This window comes from Sphingobacterium sp. CZ-UAM (genome assembly GCF_002000245.1).
Taxonomy (GTDB): domain Bacteria; phylum Bacteroidota; class Bacteroidia; order Sphingobacteriales; family Sphingobacteriaceae; genus Sphingobacterium.
This window is the reverse complement of the sequence record NZ_MTCM01000010.1, coordinates 67,482-86,872: the sequence shown is the minus strand read 5'-3', so window position 1 is coordinate 86,872 and position 19,391 is coordinate 67,482. Positions and strand designations below refer to the sequence as shown.

Annotated in this window: 17 protein-coding genes; 9 read left to right on the top strand and 8 right to left on the bottom strand. The window is 38.2% G+C overall.

What is annotated here, in order from left to right:
* The first annotated feature begins 76 nt into the window (after positions 1–76).
* Genes BWD42_RS23485 through BWD42_RS23475 form a run of 3 tightly spaced genes read left to right on the top strand, consistent with a single transcriptional unit; the run spans position 77 to position 2,818 of the window.
* Positions 77–682, top strand: coding sequence for a DUF4254 domain-containing protein (locus tag BWD42_RS23485; RefSeq protein ID WP_077438851.1), 606 nt, complete (start codon positions 77–79; stop codon positions 680–682).
* Between the two features lie 4 nt (positions 683–686).
* Complete coding sequence (locus BWD42_RS23480) at positions 687–1,712, top strand: glycosyltransferase family 9 protein (protein ID WP_077438850.1); 1,026 nt, start codon at positions 687–689, stop codon at positions 1,710–1,712.
* Positions 1,709–2,818 (top strand): glycosyltransferase family 4 protein, encoded by a 1,110-nt coding sequence (locus tag BWD42_RS23475; protein WP_077438849.1) that lies wholly within the window; start codon positions 1,709–1,711, stop codon positions 2,816–2,818. The genes BWD42_RS23480 and BWD42_RS23475 overlap by 4 nt, the downstream gene beginning before the upstream one ends.
* Here BWD42_RS23475 and BWD42_RS23470 read toward each other — a convergent pair.
* The 3 genes from BWD42_RS23470 to BWD42_RS23460 all read right to left on the bottom strand — a co-directional run bounded on the left by BWD42_RS23470 (position 2,815) and on the right by BWD42_RS23460 (position 5,595).
* Positions 2,815–3,480 (bottom strand): glycosyltransferase family 32 protein, encoded by a 666-nt coding sequence (locus BWD42_RS23470; protein ID WP_077438848.1) that lies wholly within the window; start codon positions 3,478–3,480, stop codon positions 2,815–2,817. The genes BWD42_RS23475 and BWD42_RS23470 overlap by 4 nt on opposite strands.
* Positions 3,481–3,484: 4 nt before the next feature.
* Positions 3,485–4,552, bottom strand: a complete 1,068-nt coding sequence (locus tag BWD42_RS23465) for a glycosyltransferase family 4 protein (RefSeq protein ID WP_077438847.1) — start codon at positions 4,550–4,552, stop codon at positions 3,485–3,487.
* Positions 4,553–4,686: 134 nt separating this feature from the next.
* A complete protein-coding gene (locus BWD42_RS23460; RefSeq protein ID WP_139351267.1) occupies positions 4,687–5,595 on the bottom strand; it encodes a glycosyltransferase family 4 protein in 909 nt (302 codons plus the stop codon).
* 273 nt (positions 5,596–5,868) lie between these two features.
* Between BWD42_RS23460 and BWD42_RS23455 the strand changes: the two genes are divergently transcribed.
* A complete protein-coding gene (locus BWD42_RS23455) occupies positions 5,869–7,917 on the top strand; it encodes a glycosyltransferase (RefSeq protein ID WP_077438845.1) in 2,049 nt (682 codons plus the stop codon).
* Here BWD42_RS23455 and BWD42_RS23450 read toward each other — a convergent pair.
* From BWD42_RS23450 to BWD42_RS23440, 3 genes are read right to left on the bottom strand one after another with little or no spacing between them, the layout of a single operon-like run.
* Complete coding sequence (locus tag BWD42_RS23450; RefSeq protein ID WP_077438844.1) at positions 7,886–9,148, bottom strand: glycosyltransferase; 1,263 nt, start codon at positions 9,146–9,148, stop codon at positions 7,886–7,888. The genes BWD42_RS23455 and BWD42_RS23450 overlap by 32 nt on opposite strands.
* 3 nt (positions 9,149–9,151) lie before the next feature.
* Positions 9,152–10,201, bottom strand: a complete 1,050-nt coding sequence (locus BWD42_RS23445) for a glycosyltransferase family 2 protein (RefSeq protein ID WP_254846309.1) — start codon at positions 10,199–10,201, stop codon at positions 9,152–9,154.
* Positions 10,202–10,236: 35 nt separating this feature from the next.
* Positions 10,237–11,478: a hypothetical protein gene (locus tag BWD42_RS23440; RefSeq protein ID WP_077438843.1), complete on the bottom strand. Its 1,242-nt coding sequence runs from the start codon at positions 11,476–11,478 to the stop codon at positions 10,237–10,239.
* A 368-nt stretch (positions 11,479–11,846) separates the two neighbouring features.
* Here BWD42_RS23440 and BWD42_RS23435 point away from each other — a divergent pair, with 368 nt between their 5' ends.
* The 4 genes from BWD42_RS23435 to BWD42_RS23420 all read left to right on the top strand — a co-directional run bounded on the left by BWD42_RS23435 (position 11,847) and on the right by BWD42_RS23420 (position 15,893).
* Positions 11,847–12,338, top strand: a complete 492-nt coding sequence (locus tag BWD42_RS23435) for a SixA phosphatase family protein (RefSeq protein ID WP_175992137.1) — start codon at positions 11,847–11,849, stop codon at positions 12,336–12,338.
* A gap of 237 nt (positions 12,339–12,575) precedes the next feature.
* A complete protein-coding gene (locus tag BWD42_RS23430) occupies positions 12,576–14,576 on the top strand; it encodes a thioredoxin domain-containing protein (RefSeq protein ID WP_077438841.1) in 2,001 nt (666 codons plus the stop codon).
* Positions 14,577–14,613: 37 nt separating this feature from the next.
* Positions 14,614–15,111, top strand: a complete 498-nt coding sequence (locus BWD42_RS23425; RefSeq protein WP_077438840.1) for a peptidylprolyl isomerase — start codon at positions 14,614–14,616, stop codon at positions 15,109–15,111.
* A 92-nt stretch (positions 15,112–15,203) separates the two neighbouring features.
* On the top strand, positions 15,204–15,893 hold the full coding sequence (locus BWD42_RS23420; RefSeq protein WP_077438839.1) for an SMUG2 DNA glycosylase family protein: 690 nt from the start codon (positions 15,204–15,206) through the stop codon (positions 15,891–15,893).
* A gap of 122 nt (positions 15,894–16,015) precedes the next feature.
* Here BWD42_RS23420 and mnmD read toward each other — a convergent pair whose 3' ends face one another.
* Positions 16,016–16,681 (bottom strand): tRNA (5-methylaminomethyl-2-thiouridine)(34)-methyltransferase MnmD, encoded by a 666-nt coding sequence (gene mnmD / locus BWD42_RS23415; RefSeq protein WP_077438901.1) that lies wholly within the window; start codon positions 16,679–16,681, stop codon positions 16,016–16,018.
* Positions 16,682–16,964: 283 nt separating this feature from the next.
* Between mnmD and BWD42_RS23410 the strand changes: the two genes are divergently transcribed.
* Positions 16,965–18,224, top strand: a complete 1,260-nt coding sequence (locus BWD42_RS23410) for a dicarboxylate/amino acid:cation symporter (protein ID WP_077438838.1) — start codon at positions 16,965–16,967, stop codon at positions 18,222–18,224.
* Here BWD42_RS23410 and BWD42_RS23405 read toward each other — a convergent pair.
* The gene (locus BWD42_RS23405; RefSeq protein WP_077438837.1) at positions 18,221–19,180 is read right to left on the bottom strand and encodes a lipid A deacylase LpxR family protein; all 960 of its coding nucleotides are present in this window, start codon (positions 19,178–19,180) and stop codon (positions 18,221–18,223) included. The two genes, BWD42_RS23410 and BWD42_RS23405, sit on opposite strands and share 4 nt — an antisense overlap.
* Between the last annotated feature and the right edge of the window lie 211 nt (positions 19,181–19,391).

Here is a 19,391-nt window from a genome sequence, read left to right as displayed (position 1 = left end):
TCTCCCGCTAATTTCATCGTGTTGATACCGGATTTGAAGTGTAGGATAACCCCATAATATATTTTATATTTGTAACATGATTAGTGCAATAGCAAATCCCATTTTTCAACGTGCTATCCAGGATTACCACGTATACGATCAGATTGATCATCCAATCCAGAATCCATACGATAAACAATCCTTAGAACATCTCCTGTACTTAAAGTGCTGGATTGACACCGTACAATGGCACATGGAAGATGTTGTACGTAATCCTTCCATTGATCCCAAGGATGGGTTATACTGGAAGCGACGCATCGATGAGTCTAACCAGTACCGCACGGACACGGTGGAATATATAGACAGCTACTTTTTACAGAAATATCAAACGATCAAGGCACAGCCTTCGGCAACAATCAATACTGAAAGTCCAGCCTGGGCCATTGATAGACTATCCATACTGGCTTTAAAGATCTATCATATGGAGCAGGAGACGCTACGTTCAGATGCGTCGGCAGCACATATTTCTGCCTGTCAGGGCAAATTAAGCATCTTGTTGGAACAACGTACAGATCTTTCACAGAGCATCGACGAATTGCTGACAGCAATTGAATCGGGTGAAAAATACATGAAGGTCTATAAACAGATGAAAATGTACAATGATCCAGAACTAAACCCAGTACTTTATACTTCCGGAAAATAAGGCCATGTCTTTACCGCAGCGAATCATAGTAACTCGATTTTCAGCTATGGGCGATGTCGCCATGGTAGCTTCGGTATTGAAGGAATTTTGCCTGCAATACCCTTCCGTCGAGATTATTATGGTGAGCCGTTCTTTTTTTGCGCCATTCTTTGATGGCATAAAGAATGTCAAGTTTCATGCAATTGAACCTAAGACAAGCCATAAGGGTTTTTGGGGCTTGGTCAGGCTAAAAAAAGAACTGGCACAGTACAATGCCGATGCTGTAGCAGATCTGCATTTCAATTTGCGTTCGCGTGTATTAGGTCTTTTATTCTCACTTTCGGGAATGAAGGTCAGACAACTGGACAAAGGCCGTGCAGAAAAAAAAGCCCTCACCCGTAAGGAAAATAAGGTTAAACATCCGTTGAAACTAACGGTAGAGCGCTATGCAGATGTATTCCGGGCTTTAGGCTTTCACTTTGAACTAAGTCACAAATTGCTATCTAATTTGCAGGATGTCCCTAAGGCTGCCTTTAGCCTATTTGGCAACTTCGAACGAAAAAAAATCGGCATTGCAGCCTTTGCCCAACACCGATATAAGATTCTCCCATTGGCAAAGATGGCCCAAATCATCGACTATCTGACACATCATGGCTATGATGTGTTGCTTTTTGGAGGCGGTCAGGAAGAGTTTCAAATTGCACAAAACTGGACAGAGAGTTTTCCAAATACCTACAATACCATTGGGAAATTTACGTTAAGAGAGGAACTGGACATTATATCAAATCTGGACCTGATGATCAGCATGGATTCCTCTGGCTTACATATGGCTTCATTGATGGGCGTAAGATGTCTATCGCTGTGGGGCGCGACACACCCCTATGCAGGATTTACAGGTTATGGCCAAGAATCCGGGAACTGTGTCCAAGTGGAGCATCCCAGTCGACCGAGTTCTGTCTATGGCAACCAGCCCTGCGACTGTGACGGCACAGAAGCAATTGATTTAATTACACCAGAAATGGTGATCGAAAAAATAACAGCGGTAAGATGAGGATAGGATTTGATGCAAAGCGTTTTTTCAACAACGCCTCAGGCTTGGGTAACTACAGCCGGGATCTAATACGCATTTTATCAACCTTTGTTCCGCAAAATGACTATATCCTTTATACGCCCAGCACATCTCTTGAGCGCTATGCTAATCTAGTCAGCCCTGAACAAATTAAGAAACCACAGGGATATATCAATCAAAATTTTCCCAACCTCTGGCGAACAAAGAGAATCGTGTCAGATTTGAAAAAAGATGAGGTCAATATTTTTCATGGTCTTTCTGGAGAAATTCCGGTAGACTTGGCTCCAGCGAAAATCAAATCCGTTGTTAGTATGCACGATTTAATCTTTATGCGTTACCCTGAGCTTTATCATCCGATAGACCGCTGGATCTATAAAAAGAAATTCGCACATGCCTGCCGACGGGCAGATAAAATCGTTGCGATTAGTAAACAGACCAAAAATGATATTGTTGAGTTTTTTGATATTCCGCAAGAAAAAATAGATATCATCTATCAGGGGTGTCATGAGGCCTTTAAAATTCTAAAAACCGATGTGGAAAAGCAAAAGCTTAAGAATAGTTTAGGTCTCCCAGATGAATTTCTATTAAATGTAGGGACAATAGAAGAACGAAAAAATGCGCTATCTATCGTAAAAGCGATTGAGCATATCGATATCCCCTTGGTTATTGTCGGCAGAAGCACAAAATACAAGCTTCAGCTCCAAGAGTTTATCCGTAAGCATCGGATGGAACATAGAGTATACTTTCTTAGTGGCCTGAATATGCAGGAACTTTCAGTGCTCTATTCCGCAGCACTCGCATTTATCTATCCATCTATTTACGAAGGTTTCGGCATTCCTATTATCGAAGCCTTATATTCGGGCACACCCGTAATTACTACGGATTCAGGAGTTTTCCCAGAAGCCGGAGGCCCAACTTCGTTGTATGTACGACCGCACGATATTGAGCAGATTAAGCATGCCATTGAATCTATTTTAAATGACAGCAATTTACAGCAGCACATGTCTATAAAAGGATTGGCCCACGCACAGCAGTTTAATGATGACAACCTAGCGGCACAATGGGAAAAACAATATCTGACGCTTTAGTCTTCTGATTTCACAACAGTTACTAATTTCTGCAGTTTTTTCCAGTGTTGTGACCGATCACCGTAAATCAATAATTTGCCAAGCTTATATTTAAATTTCATTATCCCCTTGTAGTCATCGGGCACAATGCGATAAGAGACAGTCGGGTCTTCGTTGATGACATCATTGACGGCCCTTGTGTAAACTGTTGGCCCGGTCATGCCGTGCACGTCATGTGGGTATTTATTTTGCTGAATATTTTCAACAATATACTTTATTGTCCGCTCCAGAAAAGGGTGTCCTTTTTCGAATACCAGCGCCCATTGTGCAAAAAGATTTTGGTGGTTCTTTTCACGCGTAATGACAGCATGGTCATCTTCTTGCAGGTATTTATCAAGATTAACGAGAATGTCGCTATCCAGATCCAGGTATACTCCGCCATATACATATAAGACGGCATATCGAAAAAAATCGGCTTTTGCCGCTCCGATCTGCAACCTAGAATACGCTTTATATACTTCATTGTCAAATGATTCCTTTATAAATGCATCTACACGCTGGTCATCATAAAACTCATAGCGGTAATTCTTATTCTTACGTCTAAAGCGCTTGATATATAATTTTGTTAACCAAGGGATTTGGTTCGTTTTAAATGTCTGATAGATTACTTTTGGTATAGCCATGCCCTTATTTCAAAAGTTTCTTATAAAGTTCCCAATATTCACCTGCCGCTTTATCCCATGAAAACTGGGCAGCCCAGGATTTAATTTCAGGAGTACGGTCCTCCCCATGGATAATATCCATCAGGTTGGATTTCCCAAATTCGATCAAATATTCCGGGTCTGTGGATTCTAAAAAGAAAGCTTCGGGTCCTCCGATTTCAGGAAGACAAGTATAAGTAGATAACAGCACCTTCTTGCCGAATGACATCGCCTCAATAACAGGTAATCCAAAGCCTTCTGCTATTGAAGGGAAAGCAAATAAAGCACAATTCTTTAAATAATTATATTTCTCTGTTTCTGTTATCGGCCCGGTGAGCCTTACTCTTCCCGCAACTCCAAGTTCAGCCGCTAAATCAAGAATATATTGATTATAATCCGGTTCTGCGATAATACCGCTAATGATCAGTTCCAAATCATTCCCAACCAATAAATAAAGCAACGTATGAAAATTTTTCTTGCGATTTATGGTACCGATAGAATAAATAAAGGGTTTATGGATATTATCCTGCGATTTATCTAGCTGATCTAAATATTTCTGATCAATATTATTTCCATTATAAATCACATGAAGTGGTTTTCCCCTTAAATTACAATAATCTTCAAGGTCTTTCTTTACATAATTTGATATCGCAACAATAATATCCGCCTTATCCAAATTTGCCTGTAAGCTTTTCAGATACTTCTTTTCTTTTTCGACTGACTTCTTTTCTTTCAAGAAGTTCAGGTCATGAATGGTAGAAAGAACCTTGATTTTATGATTACGTGGAAAATATGAACTAAGCTGGAAGGTAGAGTGCCAAAGATCACTGTTGGAAAATCGCGGCATCCAGAATTTCTGCAATGATTTTTGCTGATAATAGTTTGCTTCTGTTCCAAAATCCTCATTAGCGGGGTTATTTGTATAAAACACCATCTCATAGGGATCCATTGTCTTCTTTAATAAAGCTTGACCTAATTGCTTACAAAAATGAAATAAGCCTGTATGAGGATATTTCATCCGTTCGGCATCAAATATGATCTGTTTTTTCTTCATTCGCTATCGTTCAACAAAGATAGGCTGTTCAGCTTGTTTTTCATATTTTTTATCCCCAAATCATCATTTAATATTGATAAGCAAAACTGCTACTGAATGAAATTATTGCAAATATATCGGATTATATATTCAAATTAATTTTCGTGATCTAAAACAACCCGTAGCCAAGCTTCAAATGAGTATTTTTCTACTAGTTCGGGCGTAATATCTTCATAAGATTGATTGATAAAATCAACTATCTCATTAATATTCTTGTCATCCCAAATAAAAAAATTGGCCTTATTATAAAACTCGTAGTCTTTTATTAATGGATTGTTTGTTATTAACTTCTTTTTCAAATATAAAGCCTCGAATACACGAAATGAAACCCCTTGATGAATTGTGGAATTATCAAAGTCCAAGATAGCTTTATAGTTATTTTCGGTTTCAAGAAGTTGTTTATAAGTAAGCGGCTTCTTCAAAAATTTAATACCACTATCTTTATAACGATCTAATATCTTTTTATCTGTACAATGCAAATAGATGTCACTTTTAATATTTTGCTCTTGCAGCACTCGAATTAGATTAAGTATTGAAGGCATTCTATTTTTAAGATAACTTCCTATAAAGATTAACTCTTTCTCACTCTTATTTACACCTATTTGTTTTGGATAAGGAAAATAAAAATTACTGATATAAAAAAGATTATTAAATTGTTCTTTATATTTTAAACTATCAGATTTATCAAATACAAAAAACTTATCAAAATATGGAATCCGTTTAAATACCTCAGGAAACCTCATTAGACCATCCCATTGATAAGCAACTATATGTTTCACTTTACTTTTTAACAATTTTATCGAATCAATAGATAAAAGATCGGGTCGAATAACTAAAGTGAAATCAATACTTTGATCGATATCCAATAAACTGTTTTGTAATTCTTTATTTACCGTATCATAAATTAGTCGCTTTTTATAGTTCTTATCTCCCAATAAATTTTTACAAATGAAGCTCTTTATCCTTTGTCCCCTATTTTTATATTTAAAAGCACTATCAGTCAAAAAAATAAGTTTAACTTCGTAGCCCAACTCTTTACAGGATCTGACCATTAATCGATACAATTCGAAATGCACTGGAATGATCAAAATTAGCGTTTTCGATACTTTCAACTCAATTAAATAATAAACGTAATATTTGTATGACAATTTACAATTAAAATTTCGATATAAAAAACTACCAAAAATGATATCGATAAATATTCTATAAAGTAAGAGGCTTTCTTATTGTAGGTATATTTTTCTTCTTACCTTTACTGTCAAATTATAGGATATACTATGGGCTTAAGGAGAACTATCAAGAACTTTAATAGTAAAAGGAATTATTTAAAACAACTTCAAAAAAACAATGATTTATTACCGTCAATTGATGTAAACCTTACAGCCGATCAAATCTATTTTCCATCTTTTGCGATTCCTGAGATCTCTATTGTGATACCCTTTCACAATCAACATACACATACATTGAACTGCCTGTTGTCAATTGCCAATAACCTTCCTGAAGTCTCTTTCGAGGTTATTCTAATTGACGATTGCAGTAATGAATACTTTGATTATAGTGCAATCTGTAACATTTCAATTTTAAGGAACACAAAAAACCTTGGATTCCTCGAAAGTGTAAACGAGGGGATAAAAAAAGCTAAAGGGAATTACATTTATTTACTCAATAACGATACTATAGTCACAGAAGGCTTTTTAACGGAATTACTACATGTATTCCAGTCGAAAAAAAATGTTGGAGCGGTTGGCTCTATGCTACTTAATCCTGATGGTACACTGCAAGAAGCCGGATCTTTCTTTATTCGCAACGGAGTTGGGCAAGTTGCTGATATACCGACTTATTTCCCTCAAGTAAATTATACCCATAAAGCCGATTATTGTTCGGGCTGCAGCCTATTATTTAAGAGATTAAGTGATAACAGCGATCTTAATCTTTTTCACGAACAATTTGCTCCGGCCTATTTCGAAGATAGCGATTTATGTTTTACACTTAAATATATTCAGAATAAGGATGTTTATTACTGCCCATTCTCTAAGGTATATCATTTTCATGGAGTCACTTATGGTAACGAACTACGTAAGGAAACTCCCAATAGCTCAAAAATGGAATTGCTAACCAGAAATCAAAAGATATTTTATAAAAAATGGGATAGTATAATATCCAATATCCATGCAAAATTTATTCAGGAAAGAATCATAGAATTATACGGGAATAAATCACTGATTATCTTTCACGATAGGGTTCCTGAATTTGATAACAATTCCGGAGATTTACGTCTAACTGAGATTATCAAATTATTCATTGACTTAGATTACAATATTACACTCATAGTTCCTAAAAATCGTATAGAAAATCCGTATAACACCTATTTTCAACAATTAGGAGTTTGTGTATTTTATGAGCATAAGCTTCTTAATGAATACAATAGGTTTTTTAAAAAACTAGCACTTCAAACACCTATATGCTGGTTCTCAACGGGGCCCACATTTGAGCGGTTTTATAAATTGGCTAAAACACATTGGCCGAGAGGGAAGTTTGTTTTCGACATGGTAGATATCCATCATCTCAGATATCTTAGGGCGTTAGAACACGAACCAAATAATAAATTTTATAGAAAAAAATATAACGAGACTTTACGAGCCGAGAAATTTGCTTCAAAACGCGCCGATATTACGATACCTATTTCTCTACAGGAATCGGAATATATGGAGAAAACATTTGGCACCAAACGCCTAGCCGTTATCTCAAATATTCACTACAACAAAGTATCATTAAATGATGTTCCCAATTTTAACGAGCGACAAGGTATTCTGTTTATCGGTTCACAGCATCATCCAAATATTGATGCCGTGAGATTTCTGGCAGATGAAATTATGCCTATTGTTTGGCAGAATAATCCAGAAATTAAATTGAATGTGGTTGGAAATTTAGATGTATTAATCAGCGATATCAATGACCCCAATATTATATTTCATGGTTATGTCCCCGATATAACAGAATTTTTCTACAATAATAAACTAATGATTGCTCCGTTAAGAACAGGTGCTGGCGTTAAAGGAAAAATTGGTCAAGCTTTCGAATATTTTTTACCGGTAATTACAAGTAAAATTGGCGCAGAAGGTATGGCCCTAAAAAATAATTTCAATGCGATCTTAGCCGAAACCGCAGAGGAGTTCGCCGCTAGCATACTATCATTGTATACAGATGAATCTCTATGGACCTATTTGCAGTCTAATTCCGAAAAAAGTCTTGAACCGTTTTCTAAAGAAAAATTAAAAAACACATTGGAAAAAATTATTGATCTCGATGTCCTTCCCCTTCAATAACTTCCGAGATAAAATTATTCCAGCTTGCTTTTACTATTTCGGGGGCATATTTAGACATAGCTTCATGTGCCGCAATTCCAAATTCTGCTCTTTTTTTGGGGTCATTCATTAAAAGAGTTAAATAAATCTCGAAATCTGCTATGGACGAAGCTAAATACCCCGTTTTCTCGTGTTGTATAAGTTCATTTACGCCAGAACAGGAACTGAAGCCAAGACAGGGTAACCCGATAGACATAGCTTCAGTCAATGCTAAAGGAAACCCTTCATACTTACTCGGAAATACAAACAGATCCGACTTAAATAACTGCCTTATGGGATCTTTTGTAAAACCCTTCAGATAAATTCGGTCAGCCAAGTCCAAAGATTCAATCTGATCCTTTAATTGATTATAGTCGGGGCCAATGCCCCAAAGTTCCATATCCCATGTTTGGTATTTATCACTCAATCTAGAGAATATATCAATAAGAATATTTTGTTGCTTACACTCAACATCCAGTCTTGCAATATGTATTATCCGTTTCCGTGGTTTTTCTCTATCATGATTAACTAACATAGTATCTTCTATTTGCGGCACCGGATTTGGGATAACAACATACTTGCCTGTAAAACTACTTGGGAGATAATCTTTATAGCTCTCAAATAAAACTTGAATGCCCTTAAGATGCATAAACGCAGTAGTCAACAAATCCACCATAAACGGCTTCCTACTACCAAACATGTCCTTAAAATCATAATCAGGCCTACCGTTGACCGAATCAATGATCGGTATTCCAATTGAATTCTGATAAGTGATTTCTAACAAGCTTGCGATTGACATTGTTATGATGAGATCAGGCTTAACTGAATCAATATGCCGTTTCCAATTCAGCGCACGTTTCTCTAGATTGAACCGATATAGCATGCTCTCCCCACCCACCTTTTCCAATATTTTGCTATTATATCTTTTTGCTATTTTTTTTTTGATTTTATGTTTTATCCACAAAAAAGGGTTTCTCCCTTTATAATTGTATATAGGCTGTAGATCGAGCTGCTCTATTCCTGGATCAAAGATATTGGTAACCTTTATTTCTGGATATAAAGGAAACATTGCTTTTCCATTGGTATTTTCGCATGTCATTATTTCTACCTGATATCCCTGATCAAAAAAATTATTTGCCAGAAAACATGCTATTTTCTCCGTTCCGCCCGTTCCGTTCAAAAAAAATAAATGCTGAATAATTAAAATTTTCATCGATTAATAATAGTTACGTAGGTAATGCTTAACTCTTTTCTTTACCTTAGGAATTGGTATAAGTTTAGAAAATAGTAAATAAATACGTTTCTTTTGGGTGCGAAGTACTTTGTATTTTAAATAAAACTCATCAAATTTCTTATAATCAGGCGCTGCCAAAAAAAACAGAAAAGGTTTACTTAACGACTTTTTTTCTTTATCACTTAAATAACAGGACACCTTTAAATTAAAATAGGAACGGATCAAATTAAATAAATATTTTTTTTGCTCATTGTCCAACGGCATTTCTGTATACCGCAAATAAAAAGGTTCATGCTCTATAAACCTGGCTAGGTGTAGTGCTTTGTCTGAAAAAAGATGATAGCTTGAGTAAAATTTATCCAAAAGATCAAACCACTGCGGAATTTGGCGCAAAACTTTCCAGCAATTATGATGGATTTTAATATGATTTTGATTTTCATGTTTTCTATAAAAATAGACTGCTTTTTCATTGGCAGCCAATTTATTAGTCAAGGCCAATAATCGATGCGATAACAAACCATCCTCACAAGGTTGAATACCTTCAGGAAAGCGTATATCCGAAAATTCTTCAAGAAAACTTCTTTTTATAATCTGTCCACAGGTAGGCAAAGCTGTAGGGAAAGGGAGCAGGCGGGTAAAATACTCTCCTACAACTAAAATATCCGCCTGACAATCGTCGGCGATTCTAAACGAGCTTGAAAGAAAATCAGTAGCAATAGTATCATCTGAATCCAAAAAGTAAACATATTTCCCTTTTGCATATTTTAGTCCTTCATTTCTGGCAACAGAGACGCCTCGATTTTGCTGATTAAAAAAATAAATTCTCGAATCTAAAGCGGCGTACTTTCTACAAATTGCTGCGGAGGAATCAGTACTACCATCGTTGATTAATATTATTTCGAAATTTTGCAGCTCCTGATTCAGTACACTTTCGATTGTTTCTTTTAAAAATTTTTCAACATTATAAACAGGTATTATTACCGATATAGCGATATCCAGAGATATTTCCATACGATCAAAACTCGCTCTCATGAATATTAATATACAAAATTAATTTGACAATAAAGCTAATTGGGACAATCAACCAAAGAATTTTTGATTTTTTCTTTGCTTAGTGTGAATTCGCGATAACGGAATTCGCCTGATTTATTACCGATCATTGCCCCCATTTTAATTAATGATTCACTAGTTCCCATTGGAAAAATTGCACTGCGATAGGCATTATTTTTTAATAATGGCTTCGGAAAAACTTTGAAATTTATACCGTCTTTGGAATAAGCAACATATAATAATTCAGCCGTATATTTTTTTACGTCTCCGACAGCAATACATAAAAAATAATAGCCGTCAACAAAAGTTGCCTGAATATGCCAAGGTGAATTTGCAGAACTCTCTCTTAACCAAGGTTTATTAAGAAAATTGACCAGTTTACTCTCCTTAAAACCAGTAAAATTAATACCATCAGTAGAAGTTCTACGCACTACATACGAAGGTTCTTTCCCTTTAAAATTTCTCCGATTAAGATTCAATTCTATTTCATAACTCAAAAATTGGCTTCCATTATGAATAAATGAAGGAGACAACACATGGTCATTCTTTGGAGTAAATGGTGGGTTACTAGTAAAGGCGATGTTTAAATTGGACCATCTTATACCATCCGTTGAGGTTTGTTGCACAATAGTCCGATGTGCATCTAGTTTCAAACGATCAAAATTCGTATTCGTGAGCACACATTTGCTTTTTAATGATTGCGCTGTTATAAAACTACCTCTGTAATACAGATAAAATCGATCATTCAGGAATACCCAATCTACATCGGACCAAAATCCTTGAATCGGATCCACTTTATTTTCACGAAAGCTTTCTTTTGGATATGGCGCATTAATAATTGGGTTAGTTAAACCCGGAGGATTAGTCCAATCAAGGCCATCATTTGATACGACAATACTCGGATTTTCAAATTTCTTTGAATTTTGATTGGTGCCTACTGCTCCGAAATAAGGGGTGAAAACCATCCAATATCTATAACCATTGAATTTGTTGGGAAAATACAAAACGTCCGGATGGCAGTAGCTCGCATTTACACCCGAGATATCCAGAAACTCCGTAGGGTTCTTTAACCCCATAAAATTTGCATCCGCAACAGTATGAATATTAACCAGTCCTTCATCGTTGTCAAAAGAAACAGAATCGATCGGATTGATAGTCCAAATAGGAGCTTCTACTTCTTGTGCAAAAAAATCCTCTGAACGGTGACAAGCCATAAGGACAACAACTCCATATAGGAGTATCAAAAAATTACGAATCATAGTTAAACTCAAACGGTAGATACAAAAAAATGCTACTTAACAATCGGCTTTATAACAGATAAAATAAATTGATGGCGCATGTGCGGCACAAAATTAGTATATTACCATTTAAATTTAGCAACTATTGAAAAAAAAGACATTTAGTCTTTTAACACCAACAGATTATTTTTGAGAATGCAATGCCGTTCATCTATTAAAAGCCATAAAGAATCAGGTGCACAAGTCATTGATGAGATATGCTTTTTTTTTAAAACTTCGTTTGTTATTATTTGTATTCATATGCAATAGCTAATAGTCCCGGACCGGACTACACAATGAATAGGAGTCTACGAACGTTAATATTATTAATAGGAATCAAAAATTTAATCATGGATAACAGTAAAAAATTCTATATCATCCGACACGCTAAAGCCGAAACTATTCCCGGAATCAATGATTTTGACCGCGCATTAACCTCTGAAGGCATACAACATGCAAAACAAGTCGCAGGTAAACTTGCAGCCAAACTAACACTTAATGAGAACAGTATTGTCATCAGTTCACCGGCTAATAGAGCTTTGCAGACCGCCAAAGTTTTTTTGGATGTTATGGGCTCTCCCCAATTTGATATTCAGATAGAAGATTCTATTTACGAATGCACATACAAGCATTTACTTTCGGTCATCAACACCATTCCTGATCATATCGACCATGTGCTACTTTTTGGGCATAACCCTACATTGACTGATCTGGTTGAGTATCTGACCAGGAGGCCGGCCTATTTGCGTACTTCATCTTTTGCAGAGATTAAGCTCGATGCCGGCTTCACTTTTCAAATGCTCAGTGGTAATTGTGCCGATCTTGTACAGATCGTTGATTAAATCAAATTAATTCCAAGAAATGACCAACTAACGATAGGCAATCGTTTTATCTATTTCACGGTAATTTGATTTTATTGCTTTACCAATAATGAATAGCACCGTAATCCAAATATCATCTAGCTTGGGGCACATCTTGTGAGTTATGCTATATTTACGTTCTCAAAAATTTATTTTAATTATCATACACTCTGGAGATAGCGGAATTAAATTTTCCTCCTTTTTCACTACCTTCGTCTTATGGCGAATCAACTGCAGTTTGAAAATTCCCCTTACCTTAAACAGCACGCACACAATCCCGTGGATTGGATGCCGTGGGGGACCGCAGCCTTAAACAAGGCAAAAGACGAAAATAAACTTATTATTGTCAGCATCGGCTATTCAGCCTGCCATTGGTGTCATGTGATGGAACGGGAGAGTTTTGAAAACACAGCTATCGCCCAAACCATGAACAAATTTTTCGTGTCCATCAAAATTGACCGCGAAGAACGCCCAGATATCGATCAAGTCTATATGCTTGCGGTTCAGTTGATGACCAATGCGGGGGGCTGGCCTTTGAACTGCATCTGTCTGCCGGATGGTCGCCCGATTTATGGAGGTACCTATTTCAAGCCGCACGACTGGCAAAATATCCTGTTACAGATTGCGCAGATGTGGGAAGAAAAACCTGAAGTTGCGCTGGATTATGCCAATAAATTGAATAATGGTATCCAGCGGGCCGAGAAACTTCCTATCCACCCCATCCCCGAACAATACACACACAAAGATCTCGAAGAAATTATTATTCCCTGGAGCGAAACCTTCGATAAGAAAGAAGGCGGTTATACAAGAGCACCCAAATTTCCGCTTCCCAACAACTGGTCTTTCTTTTTAAAATATGCTGTACTCTCTGGTGATCAAGCCATATTGGATCATGTACATTTTACCTTAAAAAAAATAGGCGCCGGAGGAATCTATGATCAGATTGGCGGCGGTTTTGCGCGCTATTCAGTAGATCATTACTGGCATATTCCCCATTTCGAAAAAATGTTATACGACAATGGGCAACTGCTTTCGCTCTATGCCGAAGCCTATCAACACAATAAAGACCCATTCTATAAAAGAATAATCGAGGAAACTATTGCCTGGGCTGAACGTGAAATGCTTGCTCCCAATCATGGTTTTTACAGTGCTTTGGACGCCGATAGTGAAGGCATAGAGGGAAAATACTATTCGTTTTCAAAAGCTGAATTTGACGAAATTCTGGGTGAAGATGCGGCCATATTCAATCAATATTTTAACATTACTGAGAGCGGCAATTGGGAAGAAGAACATACAAATGTCCCCATTTGCGCCATTAATGCCGATCAATTGGCGACAAAGGTCAATATGTCAGCTGACGAATGGGCAGAGTTTTTAAAAACTTCCAAAAGAAAACTATTTGATTATCGGGAGCAACGTGTTCGACCGGGCCTCGATCACAAACAATTGACCACCTGGAACGCGCTCTTGTTGAAAGGACTAGTAGACGCTTACCGTAGCCTTGGGACAGCACACTTTTTAGATCTCGCATTGAACAATGCTGCATTTATTTGTACGGAACTGGTCCAGGAAAACAGTACTATATTACATCAGCCCCAGGATAAAAACCGTGCAATATTAGGCTTTTTAGATGACTATGCTTTTACCATAGAGGCCTTTATAGCCCTCTATGAAGCCACATTTGACCAAAAATGGCTGACTATTGCCCGGCAGTTGGCTGACAAAGCCATTGCCTTATTTTATGATGGCGAGCAAAAAACATTTTACTATACCTCGGTTGAAGCAGAAGAGCTGATCGCCCGAAAAAGTGAGATCATGGACAACGTCATCCCTGCCTCTTCCTCAACAATGGTTCGTCAGCTGAAGCGCCTGGGTTTACTTTTTGATGATGAAAATTATACCGCAATTGCCGATCAATTACTGGCGAATGTATTTCCTCAAATCAAAGCTTACGGCTCGGCCTATTCAAATTGGGCAATATTATTGCTAGAAGAAATATATGGGATCAATGAAATCGCGTTGACAGGTTCGGGAGCAATTGCTTTCCGTAAGGAACTGGATCAACATTATATCCCCAACAAACTTGTTCTCGGCGGCACAGAAGAAAGTCTTCCACTCTTAGAGAACAGAATCGGAAAGGAAACAAAAGCATATCTTTGCAAGAATAAGACCTGCAGTCTTCCACAAGATTCCATAACAGCGTTAATAAATTATATTTAATAAACGGTAGCCTTAGGCTCCCAAAAATCAAAATCAGATGGCTATAAAAGCAAACGACGTCGTAGCATTGACGTACAGACTTCACACAGTAGAAAACGGTGAAAAAGTTTTCGTTGAAGAAACAACTGCAGAACAACCTTTAGACTTCTTATATGGTGTAGGTATGATGTTGCCTAAATTTGAAGAAAACATCGCTGACTTAAACGTAGGTGACAAAATTTCTTTCGAATTGGCACCGGAAGATGCTTACGGTGAAAAAGACGAAAGAGCATTCGCTCAACTACCTGTGGACATGTTCAAAGAAACAGGCCTTCCTCCAGTTGGAGAAGTATTGCCTTTGCAAGATAACCAAGGAAATCAATTCCGTGCTGTAGTTGCAGAAGTAACTCCAGAGATTGTTATCGCAGACTTAAACCACCCAATGGCTGGTAAAACATTGAATTTTGATATTGAGATCTTAACAGTACGCCCTGCTACTGAAGAAGAATTGTCTCACGGACATTCTCATGGTGTAGATGGCACACAAGGTCACTAATCAGGATATAGAACAAGGAAAGGGCGTCAATTAACGCCCTTTTTCTGTTCCTAGCTATTTACAATCTGTACCTTTCTCTCAAAAGTTCCATCATGACAACCTTTGCTCAAAAAGTAATCGCATTTAACAAACAACTTCAATATCAGGGAAATCTTCCTTCCGATTTTAATGTCATCAACCCCTACCTCGACAACCCTGAGACATTAATCGTTATGCAGCAATTTTACAATAAATACTATGACGACAATAGTAAACGTAAATTTATCATCGGTATCAATCCAAGTAGACATGGCGCCGGTGTGACGGGCGTCCCTTTTACCGATACCAAACGGTTATACAGTATCTGCGATATAAAAATGCAATCTGCCCATACGCATGAAATCTCCTCCGTCTTTATGTATGACATGATCCAGACTTATGGTGGCGCCGAACTCTTCTACAAACAATTTTACATTAATTCTCCTTTCCCACTCGCTATCGTTCGGGAGACCAAACCCAAAAGCTGGATCAATGCAAACTATTACGACGATAAACAGCTCTTCGACATGGTAAAGCCATTTATGGTCGAATCGCTAAAACAGCATATTTCAATGGGACTCGAAACTGAGGAAGTATTTGTCCTGGGAAAAAAGAATGCCTCCTTTTTGACCAAAATCAATAAAGAGGAAAAACTATTTGGAAAGATGACTACTTTGGATCACCCCCGGTATATCCAGCAATATAAATCAAAAGATAAGCTATCGTATATTGATAATTATATTCGATTACTAAGCGGCCTCTAAAATGTGGATAAACATGTTAAATTGCTGAATTGCAACACAAACATTGTGAATAACTAATAATCTGAATTTTCTAGCCAAACTGAACGCTTACATCAAGCCAGAGTTTTTGTTTTATGTATTATTCAAAGCTTTGTCGCCCGCAACATTTCCCTTTTTCCAGGCGCACCGGGAGCCTTTTCAATAGAGAAGCCCAAAGATTTCATGCTGCGTTTGAGATTGCCGGTAATCGCATAAGTAACAAAAACACCGCCCGGTTTAACGAACTGGGCGACATGTGCCAAAGCAGCATCGCTCCACATCTCAGGTTGATGTATAGCGGCAAATGCATCAAAATAGACAACATCAAATTGTTTTTCAGTTTGAAAATCCATCAATAGTGTATGGGCAATGCTAAGCTGTAAACGCTCGTGAATTTGAACTTCCTCTTGCAATGCAGTTTCGTAATGCTGTAGATATGCTGACCAAACACTTGTATCCACAGTCTCCTGGTAGCCTGTTGCTGCTATAGTTGCCAAGGGCAATGGAAATCCCTCGATACCAACATAGTCGACCTGAAATGACTTGCCCCGAATGAAATCAGCGGTCTGCAGAAAGTTAAGCCCAGTACCAAAACCTATTTCCAATATAGCAGCCTCCGAAGCTCCTGACTTCTGCAGGTAATGATCTAGACCCGTTTTGATAAATACATGCCTGCTTTCCTGAACAGCACCATGCTTAGAATGGTAACATTCTCCTATCTGCGCATTGTACAATGTCTTCGAGCCATCTCCGGTTGTTACAAATTCCATCTCCGTCATAATAAATTCTGATAAAATAAATATCCTTTACGCTTCACCCGATCCAACAATCGCTGCACCTGATGCATAAAACAATATAATGGATTCCCGCGATATAAACGATGCGCACATTTCAGCTGCCCTCAGCTATAGCGATGGACTTGTACGCATATCCGCTCAAAGATAAAAAGCTGACACGAATAAATGCCAATTAATCTTTATGCGGAGGTTAAATGGAAATAATAGATAAATAGATTATTTTAGCGTCATAAACACGAAACAATCAGAAAACCTAATGGAATACTCAGCAAAAACTTTTATACGTAACTATGGCAGCATCCTGCTACTGCTTCTTGGCATCAGTATCGGAAGTTTAATTGGGGTATTTTTTCCACATGTGGTGAACAACCTGAAACCGATTGGGGATATCTTCCTGAATCTACTCTTTGTAAGCGTCATACCGTTGGTCTTTTTTGCGATAGCTTCGTCTGTCGCCAATATCGAAGGTGACAGTGTACTGGGACGTATCATTGGCATGATGTCCTTTGTATTTATCATCGGTATCGTGGTTGCGGGGATTACAAGCATTATCTTCCTCTATCTGTTCCCCGTCAGCTCTGATCTTCCAATCGAACAAGCAAAGGACATCATCGACACGGCTACACAGGACTCCTGGGGTGAAAAAATGGTCCGCTTCCTGACCGTTAGTGAATTCTCAAGCTTATTGTCGCGCCAGAATATGTTGGCTTTTGTTATATTCTCGTTTTTAGTGGGCATCGCCACGCGCCGATCTGGCAGCTCCGCGGATATGTTCCGAAAATTTATCAACTCGGGAAATGCCGTGATGGGCAATTTATTGGTGATGGTCATGAAGCTGGCACCTGTTGGATTAGGGGCTTATTTTGCCTACCAGGTTGGCACACTTGGCCCACAGCTCTTTGGCTTCTACGCAAAACCCATCGGCCTGTATTATATCTTCGGCATTTTCTATTTCTTTACACTGTTTAGCCTATTTGCTTTTCTTGCCTTTGGGCTAAAAGGTGTCAAACGCTATTGGAAAAATAATATATTACCTTCGTTGACTGCGCTTAGCAGCTGCAGCAGCCTCGCCACTATGCCGGCCAACTTACTAGCAGCAAAGCAAATTGGCATACCCGATACCGTCGCGAGCGTAGTCATCCCATTGGGCACAACCCTGCATAAACATGGCTCCGCCATCTCTTGCATTTTTAAGATCTATATTGCTTTGTTGCTAAGCGGAAAAGATTTCTTTGATCCGACCAACCTGGTCATGGCTGTTGGAATCACCCTGTTGGTCAGTATCGTGGCCGGTGGCATTCCAAATGGTGGCTATATCGGCGAAATGCTGATCATATCCGTTTATCAGATGCCTACAGAAGTCGTTCCTTCCATTATGATCATCGCTACATTGGTGGACCCGCTGGCCACCATGCTCAACGCGACCGGCGATACCGTTGCTGCCATGTTGACCACCAGACTCATGGGACAGAAACTTTCGGATCCCTTAGCAGAAAATATTCCCGACCTTGGTTAAAACCGATACGCAAAAAATAATTGCCCATATTGATGTCGATGAAATACCGACTTAAGTTCTTTGGAATTGAAAATATAATTAATACCGTAATTGATCTTGTGGTTTGACCAACTGAAACCTACGCGATGACTGATCATCCAGGGCTCTATACGGTATAAATCGCCAACAGGATCATCTTTCCCCAGTCCGCCCTGTATCGTTGAATTATAAAATATCCTGGCCAGGCTGGGTTGATAAACAAAATACCATTCTTTATCGTCTTCCGCTCTAGCCTGTGTTAGATGCCCGTGTGTATAGGTCGAGGCTTGGTAAGCCTTAAGTTTACCCGCACGGATTGGAATTCCAACCTCAATATTGGTATTGTTCATTCCCAATGCTCCCCTGCCCATGATGCCGAGATCGAATGTTCGAGTCTGATTCCGATAAATTCCTTTCAGGTATTTCGCCTGTAGATCCACACCAAAGGCATCACGCAATGCAGTATCCCAGCCCGTCGCCTCATACATGCCAAAAAGATGGTGGATAAACTTTTGTGCTTCCTCTCCATAAGAGCGGGAGCCGATCTGTCCCAATTCGACCTTAAGTTCAAGCACTTGATCGGCTTTCAAAAAGCGCGTTCCCGATGCGCTCAGATACAGGTACCCTGCAAATGGTCGGTCATATTTCTTATGCTGTTTACGATAATCTATAATACTGATCCCATTGTAGATGCGCTGGCCCACCTCAAAGTCCAAAACCGTATTCGAAATCGCTGATGCTCCACCGGCGGGTAATGCAATACGGTAATTGACATTGATCCCATTGGTATAATATCGATCCTGGCCGATCAATAGATAGACATCATTGTCATTTTGAAGGGAAACTTCTTGGTTGCGCAAACGCAATTGGCCAAAGGCCCAAAAAAATGGAAATATAACTCCATATAGGAGCAGTAAAGACCGCAAGGCAACATTCATACTAACAGGCAATTGTAAAATTCATGCGATATAAACTGCAACAAAATATTAAATCTCAACTTAAATTATTCAAAAGCATCCAAATATCCCTTATTTTTTCAGGGACAATCGGCTATTTAGAACAAATATAAATAATGTCGAAAACTTGCATTATTCCTTTCTTCGCAAATCTATTTGTAATTTTGCATTCGATTAAGTGTCAGTGATTGCC

What these genes read in the sequence shown, in the direction of transcription:
- BWD42_RS23430 (WP_077438841.1), top strand. Translation starts at nt 12,576, where the DNA reads ATGGCGAATCAACTGCAGTTTGAAAATTCCCCTTACCTTAAACAGCAC.
- BWD42_RS23470 (WP_077438848.1), bottom strand. Translation starts at nt 3,480, where the DNA reads ATGGCTATACCAAAAGTAATCTATCAGACATTTAAAACGAACCAAATC.
- BWD42_RS23435 (WP_175992137.1), top strand. Translation starts at nt 11,847, where the DNA reads ATGGATAACAGTAAAAAATTCTATATCATCCGACACGCTAAAGCCGAA.
- mnmD (WP_077438901.1), bottom strand. Translation starts at nt 16,681, where the DNA reads ATGGAATTTGTAACAACCGGAGATGGCTCGAAGACATTGTACAATGCG.
- BWD42_RS23420 (WP_077438839.1), top strand. Translation starts at nt 15,204, where the DNA reads ATGACAACCTTTGCTCAAAAAGTAATCGCATTTAACAAACAACTTCAA.
- BWD42_RS23410 (WP_077438838.1), top strand. Translation starts at nt 16,965, where the DNA reads ATGGAATACTCAGCAAAAACTTTTATACGTAACTATGGCAGCATCCTG.
- BWD42_RS23455 (WP_077438845.1), top strand. Translation starts at nt 5,869, where the DNA reads ATGGGCTTAAGGAGAACTATCAAGAACTTTAATAGTAAAAGGAATTAT.
- BWD42_RS23405 (WP_077438837.1), bottom strand. Translation starts at nt 19,180, where the DNA reads ATGAATGTTGCCTTGCGGTCTTTACTGCTCCTATATGGAGTTATATTT.
- BWD42_RS23465 (WP_077438847.1), bottom strand. Translation starts at nt 4,552, where the DNA reads ATGAAGAAAAAACAGATCATATTTGATGCCGAACGGATGAAATATCCT.
- BWD42_RS23450 (WP_077438844.1), bottom strand. Translation starts at nt 9,148, where the DNA reads ATGAAAATTTTAATTATTCAGCATTTATTTTTTTTGAACGGAACGGGC.
- BWD42_RS23480 (WP_077438850.1), top strand. Translation starts at nt 687, where the DNA reads ATGTCTTTACCGCAGCGAATCATAGTAACTCGATTTTCAGCTATGGGC.
- BWD42_RS23475 (WP_077438849.1), top strand. Translation starts at nt 1,709, where the DNA reads ATGAGGATAGGATTTGATGCAAAGCGTTTTTTCAACAACGCCTCAGGC.
- BWD42_RS23485 (WP_077438851.1), top strand. Translation starts at nt 77, where the DNA reads ATGATTAGTGCAATAGCAAATCCCATTTTTCAACGTGCTATCCAGGAT.
- BWD42_RS23425 (WP_077438840.1), top strand. Translation starts at nt 14,614, where the DNA reads ATGGCTATAAAAGCAAACGACGTCGTAGCATTGACGTACAGACTTCAC.
- BWD42_RS23440 (WP_077438843.1), bottom strand. Translation starts at nt 11,478, where the DNA reads ATGATTCGTAATTTTTTGATACTCCTATATGGAGTTGTTGTCCTTATG.
- BWD42_RS23445 (WP_254846309.1), bottom strand. Translation starts at nt 10,201, where the DNA reads ATGAGAGCGAGTTTTGATCGTATGGAAATATCTCTGGATATCGCTATA.